This window comes from Microbacterium sp. TPU 3598 (genome assembly GCF_002356155.1).
Lineage (GTDB): Bacteria > Actinomycetota > Actinomycetes > Actinomycetales > Microbacteriaceae > Microbacterium > Microbacterium maritypicum_A.
In genome coordinates this window covers 3,097,186-3,113,654 of record NZ_AP017975.1, presented here as the reverse complement: position 1 = coordinate 3,113,654, position 16,469 = coordinate 3,097,186, and the positions used below count along the sequence as shown (strand labels likewise).

Below are 16,469 nucleotides of genomic sequence, written 5' to 3'. Positions count from 1 at the left end.
AAAAGTCCATGGACGGAAGTCCAAGTGTCGCCGACGCTGGAGTCATGCTCACCTCCAACGGATACACCCTCGACGATTCTCCGTCCCGCCTGGGCAGGATGGAGCCCGTGCCGGACGCCATTCGCAGCGACAAGGATGCGCTGTGGGATCGGTTGCGTCGCGACGGCTATCTCTATCTGCCGCAGCAGCTCGATCCGCAGCTGGTCGCCTCGTTCCGCGAGTACTACTTCACGGCGATGGCGGACACCGGGATCACGGAGCACGGTTCCGATCCCGCCGTCGGCATCGGCGCGCAGGGAGAGATCGACAGGGCGAAGATCCGCGCCGCCCTGTTCGAGGAGATCGTTCCGGGGGAGCGATACGCGGCGCTGACCGGACACCCCGACATCCGCGGGTGGTTCGAATGGTTCCTCGGCGATGACGTGCACCTGCACCGGCGCAAGATCATCCGCCACATCCGTCCGGGCGAATCGGGCATCGGCACCGCCACACAGGCACACTACGACCTCGTCTATCTGCGCGAGGGAAGCGAGCGCGTGCTCTCGATGTGGATCCCCCTGGGAGACTGTCCCGTCGAGCAGGGCGGTCTCACCTATCTCGAAGGCAGCCACCACTGGGCCCTCGCCGCCGAGCGGGAGCGCGGTGACAGGCCCCCGGCTGCGTCGATCACGGCCGACCTCCCCGCTCTCGCCGAGGCGCACGATGCGCGGTGGCTGCTCGCCGACTACCGGGCCGGCGACGTGATGGTCCATTCGTCGTACGTGGTGCACGCCAGCACCGACAACGTCGACCCGCAGGGGCGTATCCGTCTCTCCACCGACATCCGCTATCAGCGGGCATCCGAGCCGATCGACTGGCGCTGGCAGGAGCACTGGCACGAGGACGACGGTCTTTGAGCAGCCGGATCGCTCAGCCGCAGGTCTCGAACACGTAGGCGCCGTCGTCCGGTGTGACGAGATCGCGGTCGCGGAGCACCATCGCGGCGGGAGAGGCGTCGTCGGCGCACATCTCGGCGAAGGACCGCGGGAGCTCGTCGGCGTACTCGATGTCGATGACGTGGTCGCCGTAGACCGACGTGTAGGCCTCGCACTCCTCATACGCGGCGCATTCCTCGGTGACGGCGAAGTCGAAATCGGCCCGCGCGCGGAGCGGAGCCGCGTCCTCGGCGGCGTTCTTCTGCCCGGCGGCGAGTCCCGCGGTGTGGGCGGCATCGACGAGGAGCGAGGCCAGTGCCCGGTTGTCGTCGAACGAGAGGGAACCATCGGACCGTGAGTACGAGTCGAGGTTGTCGAATTCCACCGCGTCGAAGCCGGCATCCGCGCAGTCGTCGATCCAGGGCTTCACCGTCTCGGAAATCCTGTCTCGATGCTCCGCGGTCGAGGTGTCGAGCAGCGCCTCGTCCGGCCAGTCCGGATCGAACACGACCTCGCCCCCGCGCTGGAGCAGCAGATCGCGCGGCCAGTCTGCGAGTTCGCCCGGCTGCGTCTGGAAGCCGTTCACGTAGCAGATCGAGTACACGCCGGGTACGGGCTCGGCGCTCCGGTCCCGCCCGACGATGCCGACCTCGGGGTCCGGTGCGTAGGCTCCGCCCAGCTGGTAGTCGGGCACCGAGCCGGAGGGCGGAAGGGTGACGCCCGACGAAGGCGAATGCGCGGGCGCGGGGGAGCAGGCCGTCAGCGCGAGCGCTCCGACGACGATCAGACCGGCCCATCGGCCTCGCGCGAGTGCGGCCACGGTCATCGCGGCACGGGGCCGGTCGCGGCGGCGTCGGCCGGTGTCGGTTCGGCCGGATTGCGGCGGATGCCGATCCACGACACCACGCCGCCGATCACGAGCAGCGTCGCCGTGACCCATGCCGCGCTGTGGAACCCGTCGAGGTCGAGCGCACCGCCGACGATCGTCGACAGCATCGCCACCACGAGCAGCCCGGCGACACGCGAGACGGCGTTGTTGACGGCCGAGGCGATACCCGAGTGGTTCTCGTCGATCGCTCCGAGGATCGCGGCCGTGAGCGGAGCGACCGTGAGCGAGAGCCCGAGGCCCATCACGATCATCGCCGGCAGCACCTGCCACCAGTAGTCGAAGTCGGCCGAGACGAGGAGCAGCATGAGGGCGCCGACGGCCATGAGCAGCGGTCCGACCGTCATGAAGATGCGCGGTCCCCACCGGCCGGCCCACTGGCCCGCGCGCGAGCTGACGAGGATCATCAGGATGGTCATGGGCAGGCTGGCCAATCCCGCGGCGGTCGCGCTGAGGCCCGCCCCCTGCTGCAGGTAGACGCCGACCACGAAGCCGTTGAGCGACAGGGCCGCATACACGAAGAAGGTGGCGAGGTTGCCCCAGCCGAAGTCGCGCACCCGGAACAGCCACAGGGGCATGAGGGGCGACGCCGAATGCTGCTGACGCCACAGGAACAGGGCGAACAGGGCGGCGCCGGCCACGGCCGGAATCCAGATCGCGGGCGACTGCCACCCCAGATTCGGCTGTTCGATGAGTGCGAAGACCACGGCGCCGAGTCCGACCGCGCACAGCGCCCCGCTCCACCAGTCGACCGTGATGCCACGGGGATGCTCGGGCAGACGAAGACGGGAGAGCAGGAGGAGAGTGATGCCGATCGGGATCACGTTGATGAGGAAGACGAAGCGCCAGGACAGGTAGTCGACGAACAATCCGCCCAGCAGCGGACCGACCAGCTGTGCTCCCGTGGTGAACGCCGTCCAGACGCCGATCGCCCTCGACTGCACGTCGGAGCGCATGGTCGCGGTGATCAGTGCGAGCGAGCTCGGCACCAGCAGCGCACCGGCGGCCCCCTGCGCGGCCCTGGCGATGATCAGGACGAGTGGATCGAATGCCGCGGCCACGGCGATGGATGCCACGCCGAACGCGATCAGCCCGATACGCATCACCAGCACCCGGCCGTAGGCGTCCGACACCGATCCGGCCAGCAGGATCAGGGCACTCAGAGTGATCAGATAGGCGTCGACGACCCACTGCTGGGTGGTGATGCCGCCTCCGAGCTCGCGACTGATCGCGGGCAGCGCCACGTTGACGACCGTGCCGTCGAGGAACGTCACGAACGACGCGAGCACCGCGATCGAGATCACGAGGCGCTGGAGCGGGGCGAAGGAGGCCACAGGCCGACCATACCGTCGTCGTCGGACGTCGGGGCCGGCGAAGATCAGGGCCGGCGAAGATCAGGCCGGCTGCTCTGCGGGGGCGGGAAGCGGTGCGGCTGTCCCTGCGCGGAGAAGATCGCCGAGGGCACGCGTCCCGCCCTCGGCGACGGCGCGTCGCTGGCGCTGCGCACCGGACCCGTCGGTGCGCAGCCGATCCATGCCGTCGCGGACCCGATCCTCGTCGCCGAGTTCGCGGAGCGTGGGAGCGATCGCGGACAGCATGCGGTCGGCGAGCTTCCAGGCGTCTTCGGCCTCGCCGGTCTTCGGATCGAGCAGGCGTGCGTCCATCCCTCGGCGGGCCGCCGTCCACAGAGAGGCGTCGATGCCGTCGACGCCGATGTCGGCGAGCGGCAGATCGGTGGTGAGCACGAGCGCGCGGGAGAGGAGCGCGGCGGACACCGATTCCTCGGCTGTCAGCTGGGCGTCGAAGACCCGGACCTCGACGGTCGGGTACCGCTCCGATATCCGGGCCGACCATGACAGCGACGCCGCATCGGTGAGCGCGCCGACGTCGATGAGACGCTGCACACCCGAGCGATAGTCGTCGTAGTCGCGGAAGCATGGCGGCGCCCATGACGACGGCAGCCGACGGATCAGGATGCTGCGCCAACTGGCGAAGTCGGAATCCCGTCCGTTCACGAACGGGCTGTTCCCGGTGAGCGCCAGCAGCACGGGGAGCCAGCCGCGCACCCGGTTCAGGGCGCGGACCCGCTCCTCGTCGTCGGTGACCTCGACGTGCACGTGCAGCCCGTTGACCTCGTGGTCGCGCGTGAGATGTCCGAGCTGCGATGCGACGTCGTCGTAGTGCGGCGAGGGCGATACAGCGGAGGACCGGGTGGAGGCGAACGGGGTGCCGGTGCCGGCGGCGATGGCATGCTGATCCTGGGCGTGCCATCCGATGAGGCCGCGCAGATGGGCCAGCTGCGCTTCAGCGTCCGTCGCGGTCGTGACCGGCTCGGTGAGGCACTCGATCTGCGAGGTCAGGTACTCTCTCGTCACCTCTCCGCCCGTCCGGAGGCGCGTGATGCGCTCGCGAGTGCCGGCGGTGAGCGTCACGGGCACCAGCGAGTGCGCATCGAGGAAGAGGAACTCCTCCTCGATGCCGAAGCGCGCCATCCCCGGCCTCAGTGATTCCTGAGCGCGGAGATCAACTCGGATTTCCGCTTGCCGCTGTAGCCGGTCAGACCGAGTTCCTTCGCACGCGCGCGCAGCTCCGGCACGGTCCAATCCTCGTAGTCTCCGTGTTCGCCGCCGCGGCGCCCCACGGCACTGCGCCCCTCTTTCGCCGCGGCGTTCGAGATGCGCGCGGCCTTCTCCTTCGAGGCGCCGTCTTTCCTCAGCTCTTCGTACAGCTCGGGATCCTTCAGCGAGTTGTCGCGTCTTCCTGGCATGTGCTCGTCTCCTTCGCGCACTCGGAGGGGGTAAGTCAACCCCCTCGGGCATAACGCTTCCCACGGCTAGCGTGGAGGCACCACAGTCGGGCGTTCGCGCCTGCCGAAAGAAGGGAAAGACCGATGAACATCCTCCTGATCATCGTCATCGTCGTCGCAGTGATCCTTGCGATCACCGGAGGACTGGTGCAGTCGCTCCAGTTCCTCCTGTGGGTCGGGCTCGTCCTCCTCGCGATCGCTGTGATCGCCTGGTTGATCCGAGCGATCAGCGGCAGCCGCAAGGTCTGACGACTCCACACGTCTGACCCATCGAGGTGAGGCCCGCCGTTCGGCGGGCCTCACCTCTTCGGTGTGTGGGGCGTCTTACTTCTCGAACGCGTCCCGGACGCTGTCGCCGGCCTTGCCCGCGGCGTCCTTCACGTTCTCGCCGGCCTGCTTGGCGGAGGCCTTGACCTGATCCGCCTTGCCCTCGGCTTCGAGCTTCTCGTTGTCGGTGAGCTTTCCGACGCCTTCCTTGACCTTTCCGGCGGCCTTCTCGGCGGCGTTCTTGATGTCGTCTGCGGCACTCATGTGCGGCTCCTCTCGTAGGCGGATCGATTGCTTCCGACACTCTCACTCCTGCGGAGAAGCGGCCACGGGATTGACAATCGGCTCGCACCATGACAACGTTCGGCGCCCATCGACTCATGCACCGGGAAGGACTAGCCTGGCGCCAGGCGGGTGGTCCTGCCCGCGGACCTCGACCAAGGAAGCGGTGTGCGATGGACTCGATGATGATGGGCGCCATGTCGAAGAACATGGAGTCGATGCCCGACATGCAGATGATGGACATGGCCGTCATGCAGGCGTGCATGGATGCGTGCGCTGCCTGCGAGCAGGCCTGCACGGTGTGCTCGACGCAGATGATGGACTGCTCACCGGCGTGCATGAACTGCGCCGACATGTGCAACACCATGATGCGGTCGATGATGCGGATGCAGGGCATGACCCCGGCGTCGATGATGGCGATGCTGAACGCCTGCATCGCGATGTGCAGGACGTGCATGGACGCGTGCGCGCGGCATGCCGACGAGAGCGACGTCTGCCGGATGTGCGCTCAGGCGTGCCAGGCCTGCATGGATGCCTGCACCGCCATGAAGGACATGCTGATGGCGAGCGCCTGAACCGGAGGCGGGCTCAGGCGGCATCGACCCGGATCGTCATCGACGAGGCTGGCATGCTCGACCAAGACCTCGCCCACGCGCTCATCACCATCGCTGACAAAACCGGGGCTGGTGTCGCACTCATCGGCGACCGTGCGCAGCTGCCCGCCGTCGGACCCGGCGGTGTCCTTGACCTGGCCGTCGCGGCATCCCGGCGCCCCATCGACCTCACCGAAGTGCACCGGTTCAAGGACAAGGAGTACGCGAAGCTCACGATCGCGATGCGCGACCGTCACGAACCCGGAAGGCTCGAACGCGGCAACATCACCATCCACGCCACCGACGCGGAAGCATGGGCAGCGATCAGCACGGACGTCGTCCGCAAGGCAGAAGCCGGCGCAACCGTCGTCGTCACCTCCAACGACGCCGCGACACAGCTAAACTCCCTTGCCCAAGACGCGCGCGCCCGCGCCAGCCTCACCCGCACACCGGCCGTTGAGGTCGCCGGCAGCGACGGCTTGAACATCCGTGTCGGCGACCGCATCATGACCCGCAGCAACGACAAAGACCTGCGTGTCGTGAACCGCGACACCTGGACCGTCGCCCGCGTCCACCGCGACGGATCTGTGACCGTGAAGGAGCACGGGCGGAAGGCATGCTTACCCGCCGAGTACGTCGAGGCACACGCACCTCGCCTACGCCTCGACTGAGTACGGCGTCCAGGGCGCCACCGTCGACTTCGCGCACGACATCGTCACCGACTCGTCCAGCGCGCAAGCCGTCTACGTTTCCGCGACCCGCGGCCGGGAGCACAACACCCTGCACCTGGTCGCCGGCGACGTCGACGTCGCCGAAGCACGCTCCATCTTCACCGGAGCGCTGCGCCGCGAATCCGGAGACCGCGGTGTCGAAGCCGCCTGCGAGAACATCAGCCGCGACCTCCACGGCATCGTCCTCCCCGCCCCCGGCGTCGACCTGAAGCTGCGCGACGAGCTCGCAACCGCGAGCTGGGAGAAACGGCCCCCGGGGATCTCTGACACCGACCCCGCTGCCGGGATCGCCGCGCTCGAGCAGGAGTACCGGAGCGCACTCGAGGGGGTATCCAGCGCCGAACACGAACGCGTTGGAGCACACGAACGCGCAAGCATCGCAACCTGGGAACGTGACTACGCGATGGTGGAACAGGTGCGCGTCAACGCGACTGAAGCCACATTTTTCCGCCGTTGCACTGCCGAGGAGGCCTACGAGAGAGCGCGGCGACAGTTCATCAGCAAGCACGGCAATGAACCAGCTCCCCAGCCTTCCGAGCAGCTGCGCGAGACATGGCGCCGTGAAGCGATCGCGCCCGGCTGTGACGAACGCCTGGGCGCTGCTCGTCGGAGCGTCCAGGACACGATATGACTGGATATCCGGCTTATCGCTGCGAGGACTATTCGCCCTCAATCGCCCGCCGTGGGGAGCCTTGAAGGCTGAGGTCCTTCAGGATCGACGTCACCAGACCTTCGGTCGAAACGTCGTCCCGCGTACGCGCGTTTCGTCGTGCCAGGGGAGCGGTTGCCACCCGTCGTACCGGTCGCGGATCGTGTCCTCGCCGAACTTCTTCAACAGTGGCCGTCCTGCGTGGCGACGGATCGTCTCGTCGAGACCGATGTCGAACTGGTAGATCCGGGTCTGCCCGCGGTGGCCGTCGTGCGGGCACTTGAACAGCGCTGAGTAGTCGCGCAGATTGACGATTCCGTGCCGTCGTGGGCCTCGTCGCCGTTTAGCACTACTTCGATTCCCTTTCTGTCCACCAAAGAGGGGACAGACAGCCGGTGGCGAGTGATGATTGCCTGGAGGTAGAAACCGGCCTGGCAGTGAACAGACCGGAGAAAGAGAGGCGGTGCGCATGGCTCCCTACGACATCGTGTGGTCCATTGGGTTGGTGCCGGTGCTCGTTCTCACGGGGGCGGCGCTGGTGAGCTTGTTTCGACGGGCACCTCGGATGACTCTCATTGTGTCGCTCGTGTGGTTCTTCGTGATCGTTTTCCTGCCCATCGTCGGGCCGCTTCTCTGGTTCCTGTTCCGCGCCGTCCACCGAAATAGGCCAGAGATGGAGAACTCATGAAAGTATTCAGCACGACCCTTGCAACGGCGGTAGCTCTGAGCGCCGTCCTCTTTGTTGGGGCCCCGGCACACGCTGCCGGATCAGATCTGTCCAGTACGAACGAACAAGCGATACGGGAAGCGTTGAGCACCGTAGCAGTCGATCCGGACACGCAGGACGCCCTTGTGCAGAAGCTCGAGGACGGGGTGCTGTGGGACTCGATGACGGGGGAAGCGCCGGTCGACGTCGAGACTGAGGTGCGCGATGGATACACCGTCACCACCGAGCACTTCGCAGACGGATCCGTCACGGAGACCGGCCAGGAAATCGGTCAGGAAGCTACCCAGGCCGAACTCGCGGCGATGGTCGCAGCCGCCGCGCCTTTCCTCGATGATGGATACACCGGCGACTACACGGTGACTCCGCTCACAAGCCGTGCGAGTGGCATCACCAGCTGTAAGTTCGGATACAGCGCGGGCGTGCGATACGCCAGCAACTGCCACATCTACTACCACGGCGTAACGGCGAGCAACAGCTTCAAGGCGAACTACCAGCAGTGGAGCGGTGGTTCGAAGGCTCAGTACATCAACGGAACAGCGCAGTTCGTGTCTGTGACCATGACCGTCTCGAACGAGGCGGTCAACACCTACGACAACGGAACTCGTATCCGGTACTCGTTCACCACCGGCCTCGCGGGTTGGGGGAGCATCCCCGGATACCTGCAACTAAAGGTCACGCCCACCGGTACCGCCGTCACCTACGGCTAAGCCTCGGCCGATGGAGGGCCCTCCCAGCAAATGACGGAAGGACCCTCAATTGCGCAACCAGCGGTGCGCCCGCGGTAGAACGCAGCTTGGAACAGCTTCGAGTCCATCTGACCGAAAAAGCGGGCTCCCGGCCACTCAACTCTGAGTGGCCGGGAGCAGCTGCTTTGGAAGCGCGAATCGAGGGCAAGGGAGAGTCTGGTGATCGGGGATCATTGCGGCGATCTTCTCGATCACTCCGGAGGAGCATTCGTCAACCGAACTGAAATAAGATCCATTATCGGTTATTCCTCATTAACCAAATGACTGCTCTGGTGACCGAATACTGAGGATTCGATCGGAGAAGGCGGCATCGACGAGGCTGGGCATCTCGTCTGGGTCAACAGCGGAGAGGTCCACGTTAGGGTCCGCGTACGCGTCCACCCCTAGACGTCCGGAGCCGTTGCCCCATAGAAATAGCCGGATTCCGTGAACTGTGAGCGCGGTCTTGATCACAAACGCGCTGAGGAACGCGACGTTGTTGTGCTGTAGTTCTTGTTCAAAGACCTTCTCCCGCGGCCCGTAGCTGTAGTGCCCATCGATCAGATTCTCGCGCACTAAGCCATCCACTGCGTCGGCGAAACGTTCGTAGTCGTCTTCGGCGGACAGCTGTCGAAGCTCGCGGAGGTCAAGAACAACATCCCTCGAATGAAGCGATGACACTCGCTCGGGAGGGTCTGCCAGCACCAGTGGCCGGAGGCTGGCATATATCGCGTAGTGCAGTCGTAGTTGGTCGCTCGACAACCGGGAAACGACCGACGTCCAGGCGACCCCGGCGTCGTCATGGCCGGACGGGCTGCGGGAAGACGAGAGAACTCCGCTCAGATACTCGGAGACGACGGCGGCGTCCGTGAACTGTGCGCTTTCAAAGACTTGTGATGCTACCCGTGTACTTGCGAACCCAGGATCTTCGCCTCGTGCGCTTGCTGCAGCTTCGCGCGCTTCAGTCTTGGCGAGAAGGCGTCGAAGGTTGCCTTCTCGAAGGCGATCTGCCCAATTCTCCCCGATTACATCAGCGCTCGGGCCGAATAGGCGGGTAATGAGGTTGGCAGCGACCTTCGTGCCCTCGGCCGAGCTGTCACTGAGTGCTTTTGAAGCGGCGCCGAGAGCTGCAGTTGACACGGGATCCATGGCGGAACACTACCGTGCGGATCCGGCCTCAATCGCGCCCGCCCAGAACTACTGAGAATCGGGACGCGGAGCATCGTTCGACTACTTCCGATCCGATCGCATCAGTGTTGCCAGGACCGCGTCTGCACCGTGCAGCTGCGGTTTGCGGTAGGCGTGTTGGATCCAGCTCACGACGCCCGTGGTTGCGGCTGCTGCTGCGCCTACGGCTGCGCCTAACGCCAGGTTGTCAGAAGTGGCTGTGGTGGCAAGCGTCGAGATGGTGCCGTACAGGAGAAGTTCTGTCACCGCGGCCTTGGTGGCGCGTTGCTTCTGGCCGGAGAGTTCTCGCTCTACGCGTCGAACCTGAGGCTCGAATACGTCTTTGGCGCGCTCCTCTAGTTCTTGAGGTGTCGCGGCTCCTGCGTCGCGGGCAAACGTGCGTAACTGCGCACGCCAGTCAGCGAAATCGGCAGAGGACGCTCGTATCGCCGCCGCCTCGCGAATGGATACGTCTGTCGTGGGCAGCACGATCGAGGACACCTGAGCAAGTATCTGTGGTGGGTAGCCAGCCGTGGGCGTTGCGTTGACCTTTGCTTTCAGCAGCGCGAGATCTCCAGGCCGACTGGGCGCATACGTGGCCTGCGCGGAGTCCGCGACGGCCAGTGTCTTTGCCAGGTAGAAGAAGAAGTGTTGATATTCCCACGCTGCGTCGGCAGGCTTCAGCCGTCCGCTGCCAGTGATGTGGAAGCCTCGCAGGTTGTCCCAGAGTGGCAGCCTTGCGTCCTCATCCTGGAGGGAGCGCATCACGGTCTGCATTCGTTCAGAGCGGGCATCGAACCGAACTGATGCTTCTAGAGCGGATCGGCGTCTCCTCAAGACAGCCCATTGGTTGCGCAGGATGATCACGCCGGATCGGATCGGTATCTCGAGTTCATACAAGTTTCGAGAGATCTCCGACAGGCGAGCGGCGACACCGGCCCAATCGTCGCCAAAGCTCGCGGCGGAGTCGGCATGAGCCCAGATAGCGCCACCGGTGCTGATCCGCATTGTTTCACGCCCGTTTCGCATGTACCGAAGATCGCGCAGGGTCGGCAGGGCCGAGGTGTCAGCGAAGAAGTCGGCGAACGGGTCCAGTGCGAGGAGTTGTGGATAGTAGAGAAGAGCGTCACTCAGTTCCGCTCGAGCTACGGGATCCTCCCAGTACCGAGCGAACATTCCCCCCATCACGTGAGTCCCCTCAGGCGCGGCGCGTTCTGCGTCTGCCTGACTAAACTCCAGCAGCCGGTCGCGAAGATCCTCAAGCTGGGCTCGGGATAACTTGCCCCAGGCCAGTCGGTCGCCGCGTTCGCCCAATGCGTTCTCTATTACATCTAGAACAGTTGCCTGTACGTGCTCCATGCTCTTCTAGCCCCCACCGATCGTCGAAGTTCCATCAGTTCTGTCTCCACTATGGCCCGAGTGGGTCAGAACCTGAGTGCTCCTCTCTTTGGACGGTGCTGGGGTTTCGAATGGGTAGGCGCTCTCTTCAGCGCAAGTGGGGGCGGTACCGTAGAACCGTGTTCTATGCCTATGTTGACGAGTCGTACACGACAGATCGCTACTACGTCGCTGCGGCCGTCGCCGACGAAGCTGCTTGGGCGTGCGTTGACGCCAAGCTCACAGAGATCAGGGTAAGAACCCACAACGCGCACGGAACCCCGCTTGATATTGAGTTCCACGCCGACGAGCTCATGAACGGGCGCAAGGATTGGGCTCCGCTGAAGGGGAAGCACCGTGAGGCCGCCGGCATCTATGCGGCCGTCCTCCAGGCTGCATCTGACTGCAGCGTGCGGTTCGTGCTCCGAGGGCTCGATCTCCAGAGGCTGCATGCCCGCTACAAGTACCCGGACCATCCACATGCGATCGTTCTGGGGCACACGCTCGAGCGGTTGCACGAGCGCTCAAGGGACCATCACATGAGTGCAAAGGTCACTGTCGTCGCCGATGAGATCGCTACTCAGGCGCAGCATCTCGACCAGTTCGAGGGATATCAGAAGTGGGGCACGCCCGGCTACCGAAGCTCGACGCTCTCGACGATCGTGGCGCCTATCTCTTTCGCTCCGTCGCACTCCGTGAATGGGCTCCAGATCGCGGACTTCGGCGCCTACCTGCACCGGCGCCGATCGACGCAGACGGAGCGCCACCCACAGGCGGTGCGCGTCATGTCCAGGCTCAGCGGGATCCTCGACGAGATGACGGCGCACAACCACACCTGGGAGCCGTAAAAGAACTAGGACCCCGCAATGCGAGGTCCTAGGCGTGCAACGTTCCGGTAACCGGCCCGTCGCTGTTTTTGATTCTACTACATCGGCTGCCTGAGGTGGCGGGCTAGTCGGTGTCCATGCGTTCGTGGGGTTCGTGGCCGGCGCCGTCGCATCGTTGGAAGACGCCGTACTCGCGGCTGGTGAATTGTGGGATGTGGTAGTCGAGGATCTCGCGGTAGAAGGTGTGTAGTGAGGGGGGGCGCCCTTGATGCGGAGGCGCATGTGGGTCCATTCGTCGTAGATGCCGGCGAGCCGGTGCACGGCGTCGGGGTGCTCGGTCCAGCGGATGCACCATCGCCCGGATTTCACGAGCCCGATCGTGCCGGTGAGGTAGTCCTGGAATGTGCCTTCCACCCACTCGACGAGCTCAGGCGGCGCGGTGGTGAGAGGGACACTCCATGCGAGCAACGAGACCGATGATTCGTCTTCGTCGTCCTCGGTAACCGGTGTGCTCTTCGCCGCGTCCAGCGTCTCGAGGGCGACGTCGAGCTTTCGTTGTGCGGGGGTGAGCTCGTGGTGGGCTTCTTCGTGGCGCCGTGCTGCGCGTGCGTGTGCGCGGGTCTTCTTGGCGAGTTCGCGTTGCGCGGCCGCAACCTGCCAGGGCAGTTTCGCGTCGTCGCTCGTGTAGTCATCGACCTTCGCTTCCGCGACAGTGACATCGTCGTTCGCGTCGGCCAGCGCATCGTCGGCGGCGTCCGCTTTCTCCTCGGCGCTGTGCAGAGCCTTCTCGGCAGCGGCGACGTCCATCGCAGCGGCGGCGATCGCGAGCTCGTCGACGACGAAGCCGTCTTCGGCGGTCTCAGACATAAGCGTCCTCCTCCACCTGGTGGTGCACACGTTCGGGGCGCATCGCGACCAGCTGCCGGAGGCGCTTGTCTGTGAACCACGGCCGCGCCCGTACGAGCGCGGCCCGGCATCCGGAGGCGAAGACGATCATGCGGCCGACGGAGAGGGCGTCGAGATCTGCGACGTCCATGATCCGTTCCGTGCGGCGGGAGACCTGTGTGGAGCCACTGCCACGGCCGGCGCTGGTGGAGCGTTCGGTGTATTCGTAGTCGCCGATCAGGTCGGACACGTTGCGGTAGAACGACGCGGAGGCGTTACCGCCGGCGTAGATCCACCACATGGACGCAGCGAGCAGCTTCTCGAATCCACCGTTCGGCCATACCTGCTTACCCTGGTCCTCGCGCTGCAGAATTGTCACGACGACGTTGCCGCGGGCGCGGTAGTGGCTTTACCTGTCGGGAAGGGTCGGGGCTCAGGAAGAACGATCAGACGGCTGCGACGTTGAACTGCGTGCCGCCGACGGCCAGCACGCCGTAGCGCGCGTGGAGTGCGACGGGGGTGCCCGGAGCGGCTTCGAGCGCAGCGCCGGAGCCGTTCCACAGATCGTGCGCTTCGCCGTCGAGCGTGCGCACCACGAGGTCTCCCGATACGGCGTCGGCAGACTCGACCAGGGCGTCGACCCACTCCGTGGGCGTCGCCGAGGCGATGCGTGCCTGGATGAGGTGCAGAGCATGGCCGGGGGCGAAGGAGGAGCACCGGCCGCCGTGGCTGCACATGCACGCCGCACGCTCACGCACCGGGAGGGGCGAAAGGCGGTTCAGCGGCGTGGACACGGTGGTCTCCTTCTGGTCGGACGTTCCGGAAAGACTAAGACGCCCGTCGCGCTGTGCCCAGGCGGGTCGACACGGAGTGAAACAAACGGGTGTAAGCTCGCCGGGTGCTGTCGTCGATGAGCGCCCACGGGGCGCAGAACGGAGCTGCAGGCGCCTTCCGCGCCGCAGACAGAGGCTGAGGACCCACCGGAGGCGGAACCCCCGTCCCCGGTGTCGTGACGTACCCGGCATCCGCGTCCGGGACCTTCCTCCCATCGACTCGCCCTCGCGGCGACCACCCCGAAAGCACTCATTCTCATGCGTCCCATCGACGAGCGCGGCATCCGCGCCTCCTTCCTCAACGCCTCCCGCAAGGAGGTCTCCGACCTGACCCTGCCGCACGGCTTCGCCGAGATCGACTTCGATCGCCTCGACTTCCTCGGCTGGGCTGACCCGAAGATGCCCCGCCGGGCCTACGTCGTCAGCTGGATCGACGACGCCCCGGTCGGCGTCTTCCTGCAGCGCGCCGAACAGCGCGTGATCGCGCGGGCGCAATGCTCATGGTGCGAAGACGTCACGCTCCGCAACGACGTGCAGCTGTACGTCGCGCGCAAGGCCGGGCCGGCCGGACGCAAGGGCGACAGCGTGGGCGTGCTCACCTGCGCCGAGTTCGGCTGCAACCACAATGTCCGCATCCTGCCGCCCCTGGCCTACCAGGGGTTCGACCGCGAGTTCGCGCGCGACCTGCGCATCCTGCGACTGCAAGAGCACGTGGCCGGCTTCCTCGCCGAGGTCGCGGGGCAGGCGGGCTAGACGATCCGGGCGCGCACATGCGCCCAGGCGGGTGCGGCCAGCTCCGCCGACCGACGGGCGAACTCGTCGAAGCTGCGACGACCGGGCCAATCGGTCGGCAGCATCGAGGGGGGAAGCCCCGGGTCGGTGTACGGCAGCACCCGCCAACGGTCGATCAGCTGCACGTACGCGGCGAACGGCTCGGCGGGCAGCGTCGCGAGCGCGCCCTGGAAAGAGAGATGCTCGCCGCGCAGCGCCTCCAGGTCCCACCACTGCGCCGCGGCCTCGATCAGCGTGCCGGCGGGGACGGGCACGGATGTCGGGAACAGCGTCGCCCAGCCGCGCACGTCGAGTTCCTGGAGGATCTGCTCCACCTCCGCCTGAAGGTGGCCGGGACAGATCCACAGCGCCGGCGATACGACACCCGCGCCGATCCACTGCAGCCGTCGACGCAACTGGTGGCGTACGCTCCGTGCGCTCTCGGGGATCGAGAACGACACCAGGCACCAGGTGTCGGCATCCGTCATCTCCCGCATCTCGAAGATGCGTCGATCCCCACGTTCCAGCATCCCGGTGGCTGCGGGATTGAGGCGATAGCCGATCTGCTCTTCGCGCGAGGCGAGCAGCAGGCCCTTCTGCTTGAGGCGGGCGACACCCGTGCGTGCCTGTGCCGCTTCGATGCCCAGGTCGCCGGCGAAAGCGACCAGGTCGGCCGTCGAGATCCATCCGCCGAGCGGGCGCAGGAAGACGCCGATGAACGTCCGCAGCAGCGAGGCGGTGCTGCCGGGGCGCGCATCGATGTCGTCGAGCACGGGGGCGACGGCGGGGTCAGAGGTCACCGGACTCCAACGCGTCACGCACCGCGAGAACGCCGGTGACCGTCTCGACGTGCGAAGTGCTGAGCGGGGAGAGGCCGAGGCGGATGCCATCCGGGAACCGGAAGTCGGGGATGATGCCGTCCGCCCACAGGCGCCGCGTGACCTCACGGAAGTCGGGGTGGCCGATCGTCACATGACCGCCGCGCACCTCGGCGTCGCGGGGGCTGAGCAGTCGCACGCCGAGAGGGGCGAGCAGCTCGTCGTAGGCCTGCACCGCAAGATCGGTCAGCGACTGCGACTTCGCCCGCACGCCCTCGACCGTCGACTGCTCGATGAGGTCGAGCATGCCCTGCATCGCGAGCATCGAGGTCACCGGCGGCGTGCCGCTGAGCAGTTGGCGGATGTCGCCCGCTGGTACGTACTCCGGCCCCATCGCGAAGATGTCGGCGGCGCTCCACCAGCCCTGGATCGGCTGGCGCAGCACACCCTGCAGTCCGCGTCGGAGGTAGGCGAAGGCGGGGGAGCCCGGCCCGCCGTTCAAGTACTTGTAGGTGCAGCCGACAGCCATGTCGACACCCCACTCGTCGAGCTGCATCGGCACGACGCCGGCCGAGTGGCACAGGTCCCACATCATCAGGGCGCCGGCCTCGCGCACCGTCGCGGTGATACCCGGCATGTGGGCCAGGGCTCCCGAGCGATAGTCGACATGGCTCAGCGACACCAGGGCGGTGCGTGCGGAGACGACGGCCTCGACATCGGCGATGGTCACCCCGTGCACCGGGTCGGGTTCGATCCACCGCAGCGTCATCCCCGTCTCGGCGGCCACGCCCTCGGCGAGGAACCGGTCGGTGGGGAAGTTGCCCGCCTCGATCACGAGCTCGGTGCGGTCCGGATCGGCCGACGCGGCGGCGCGCATGAGCTTGTAGATCAGCACGCTGGTCGAATCGGCCACGACGGTCTGGCCGGGGGCGGCGCCGAGAGCGACCCGTCCGATGCGGTCGCCCAGCTCCATCGGCAGCGCCATCCACTGCTCGTCCCACGAGCGGATCAGCCGCGTGCCCCAGTCGTCCCGCACGAAGGCGGCGATCTTCTCGGGGACATCGCGCAGGGGACGCCCGAGCGAGTTGCCGTCGAGGTACGCGGTGACGCCGGGAGCCTCGGCGAACGCATCGAGGTGGGCGCGCAGCGGGTCGGCCGCATCGAGAGCGCGGGCGAGGTCGAGGAGCGAGGAGTCGGGCGTCATGGTCATG

The 16,469-nt window shown here is 66.2% G+C and carries 18 protein-coding genes and 2 pseudogenes; 8 read left to right on the top strand and 12 right to left on the bottom strand.

Annotation, left to right across the window (positions count from 1 at the left end):
- Positions 1 to 44 precede the first annotated feature (44 nt).
- On the top strand, positions 45 to 896 hold the full coding sequence (locus tag MST3598_RS14855) for a phytanoyl-CoA dioxygenase family protein (protein WP_029259949.1): 852 nt from the start codon (positions 45 to 47) through the stop codon (positions 894 to 896).
- A gap of 13 nt (positions 897 to 909) precedes the next feature.
- Here the strand turns inward: MST3598_RS14855 and MST3598_RS14850 are convergent, their stop codons facing one another.
- The 4 genes from MST3598_RS14850 to MST3598_RS14835 are packed head-to-tail and all read right to left on the bottom strand — an operon-like array spanning position 910 to position 4,567.
- Positions 910 to 1,740 carry an endo alpha-1,4 polygalactosaminidase gene (locus MST3598_RS14850; RefSeq protein ID WP_029259950.1) on the bottom strand — a complete coding sequence of 277 codons (831 nt, stop codon included), beginning with the start codon at positions 1,738 to 1,740 and terminating at the stop codon, positions 910 to 912.
- Complete coding sequence (locus MST3598_RS14845; protein ID WP_029259951.1) at positions 1,737 to 3,134, bottom strand: MFS transporter; 1,398 nt, start codon at positions 3,132 to 3,134, stop codon at positions 1,737 to 1,739. Before MST3598_RS14845 ends, MST3598_RS14850 begins: the two co-directional genes overlap by 4 nt.
- A gap of 60 nt (positions 3,135 to 3,194) precedes the next feature.
- Entirely contained in the window at positions 3,195 to 4,292 is a 1,098-nt protein-coding gene (locus tag MST3598_RS14840; RefSeq protein ID WP_029259952.1) for a carboxylate-amine ligase, read from the bottom strand.
- Between the two features lie 8 nt (positions 4,293 to 4,300).
- Positions 4,301 to 4,567 carry a DUF7218 family protein gene (locus MST3598_RS14835; protein ID WP_021201234.1) on the bottom strand — a complete coding sequence of 89 codons (267 nt, stop codon included), beginning with the start codon at positions 4,565 to 4,567 and terminating at the stop codon, positions 4,301 to 4,303.
- A gap of 123 nt (positions 4,568 to 4,690) precedes the next feature.
- Here MST3598_RS14835 and MST3598_RS18555 point away from each other — a divergent pair, with 123 nt between their 5' ends.
- On the top strand, positions 4,691 to 4,855 hold the full coding sequence (locus MST3598_RS18555; RefSeq protein ID WP_017201713.1) for a hypothetical protein: 165 nt from the start codon (positions 4,691 to 4,693) through the stop codon (positions 4,853 to 4,855).
- Positions 4,856 to 4,930: 75 nt separating this feature from the next.
- Here MST3598_RS18555 and MST3598_RS14830 read toward each other — a convergent pair whose 3' ends face one another.
- The gene (locus MST3598_RS14830; RefSeq protein ID WP_017829324.1) at positions 4,931 to 5,137 is read right to left on the bottom strand and encodes a CsbD family protein; all 207 of its coding nucleotides are present in this window, start codon (positions 5,135 to 5,137) and stop codon (positions 4,931 to 4,933) included.
- A gap of 215 nt (positions 5,138 to 5,352) precedes the next feature.
- On the opposite strand from MST3598_RS14830, the gene MST3598_RS18420 reads away from it, so the two are divergent.
- The 4 genes from MST3598_RS18420 (at position 5,353) to MST3598_RS14815 (ending at position 8,562) form a co-directional block, all read left to right on the top strand.
- A complete protein-coding gene (locus tag MST3598_RS18420; protein ID WP_157749866.1) occupies positions 5,353 to 5,730 on the top strand; it encodes a hypothetical protein in 378 nt (125 codons plus the stop codon).
- The gene (locus tag MST3598_RS18415) at positions 5,619 to 6,419 is read left to right on the top strand and encodes an AAA family ATPase (RefSeq protein ID WP_231924889.1); all 801 of its coding nucleotides are present in this window, start codon (positions 5,619 to 5,621) and stop codon (positions 6,417 to 6,419) included. The genes MST3598_RS18420 and MST3598_RS18415 overlap by 112 nt, the downstream gene beginning before the upstream one ends.
- Before the next feature lie 1,178 nt (positions 6,420 to 7,597).
- The gene (locus tag MST3598_RS14820) at positions 7,598 to 7,816 is read left to right on the top strand and encodes a PLDc N-terminal domain-containing protein (protein ID WP_029259955.1); all 219 of its coding nucleotides are present in this window, start codon (positions 7,598 to 7,600) and stop codon (positions 7,814 to 7,816) included.
- A 122-nt stretch (positions 7,817 to 7,938) separates the two neighbouring features.
- Entirely contained in the window at positions 7,939 to 8,562 is a 624-nt protein-coding gene (locus MST3598_RS14815) for a hypothetical protein (RefSeq protein ID WP_136024474.1), read from the top strand.
- Between the two features lie 291 nt (positions 8,563 to 8,853).
- Here MST3598_RS14815 and MST3598_RS18410 read toward each other — a convergent pair whose 3' ends face one another.
- Positions 8,854 to 9,729: a hypothetical protein gene (locus MST3598_RS18410; RefSeq protein ID WP_136053546.1), complete on the bottom strand. Its 876-nt coding sequence runs from the start codon at positions 9,727 to 9,729 to the stop codon at positions 8,854 to 8,856.
- A gap of 81 nt (positions 9,730 to 9,810) precedes the next feature.
- Complete coding sequence (locus tag MST3598_RS14805; protein WP_029259958.1) at positions 9,811 to 11,106, bottom strand: hypothetical protein; 1,296 nt, start codon at positions 11,104 to 11,106, stop codon at positions 9,811 to 9,813.
- Here MST3598_RS14805 and MST3598_RS18880 point away from each other — a divergent pair.
- Positions 11,061 to 11,972: a DUF3800 domain-containing protein gene (locus MST3598_RS18880; protein WP_442922811.1), complete on the top strand. Its 912-nt coding sequence runs from the start codon at positions 11,061 to 11,063 to the stop codon at positions 11,970 to 11,972. The two genes, MST3598_RS14805 and MST3598_RS18880, sit on opposite strands and share 46 nt — an antisense overlap.
- A 261-nt stretch (positions 11,973 to 12,233) precedes the next feature.
- Here the strand turns inward: MST3598_RS18880 and MST3598_RS18875 are convergent.
- The 3 genes and pseudogenes from MST3598_RS18875 to MST3598_RS14785 form a co-directional block, all read right to left on the bottom strand.
- A pseudogene (locus MST3598_RS18875) lies at positions 12,234 to 12,758 on the bottom strand (DUF4913 domain-containing protein); the annotation flags it as partial.
- A gap of 52 nt (positions 12,759 to 12,810) precedes the next feature.
- Positions 12,811 to 13,233: pseudogene (locus MST3598_RS14790) on the bottom strand (TraM recognition domain-containing protein); the annotation flags it as partial.
- Positions 13,234 to 13,282: 49 nt separating this feature from the next.
- Positions 13,283 to 13,630 (bottom strand): hypothetical protein, encoded by a 348-nt coding sequence (locus MST3598_RS14785; protein ID WP_021201232.1) that lies wholly within the window; start codon positions 13,628 to 13,630, stop codon positions 13,283 to 13,285.
- A gap of 297 nt (positions 13,631 to 13,927) precedes the next feature.
- Here MST3598_RS14785 and MST3598_RS14780 point away from each other — a divergent pair, with 297 nt between their 5' ends.
- Positions 13,928 to 14,422, top strand: a complete 495-nt coding sequence (locus MST3598_RS14780; protein ID WP_029259960.1) for an FBP domain-containing protein — start codon at positions 13,928 to 13,930, stop codon at positions 14,420 to 14,422.
- Here MST3598_RS14780 and MST3598_RS14775 read toward each other — a convergent pair.
- Positions 14,419 to 15,240, bottom strand: a complete 822-nt coding sequence (locus MST3598_RS14775; protein WP_029259961.1) for a PaaX family transcriptional regulator — start codon at positions 15,238 to 15,240, stop codon at positions 14,419 to 14,421. The two genes, MST3598_RS14780 and MST3598_RS14775, sit on opposite strands and share 4 nt — an antisense overlap.
- The gene (locus MST3598_RS14770) at positions 15,230 to 16,468 is read right to left on the bottom strand and encodes a kynureninase (protein WP_029259962.1); all 1,239 of its coding nucleotides are present in this window, start codon (positions 16,466 to 16,468) and stop codon (positions 15,230 to 15,232) included. Before MST3598_RS14770 ends, MST3598_RS14775 begins: the two co-directional genes overlap by 11 nt.
- Position 16,469: the final 1 nt, after the last annotated feature.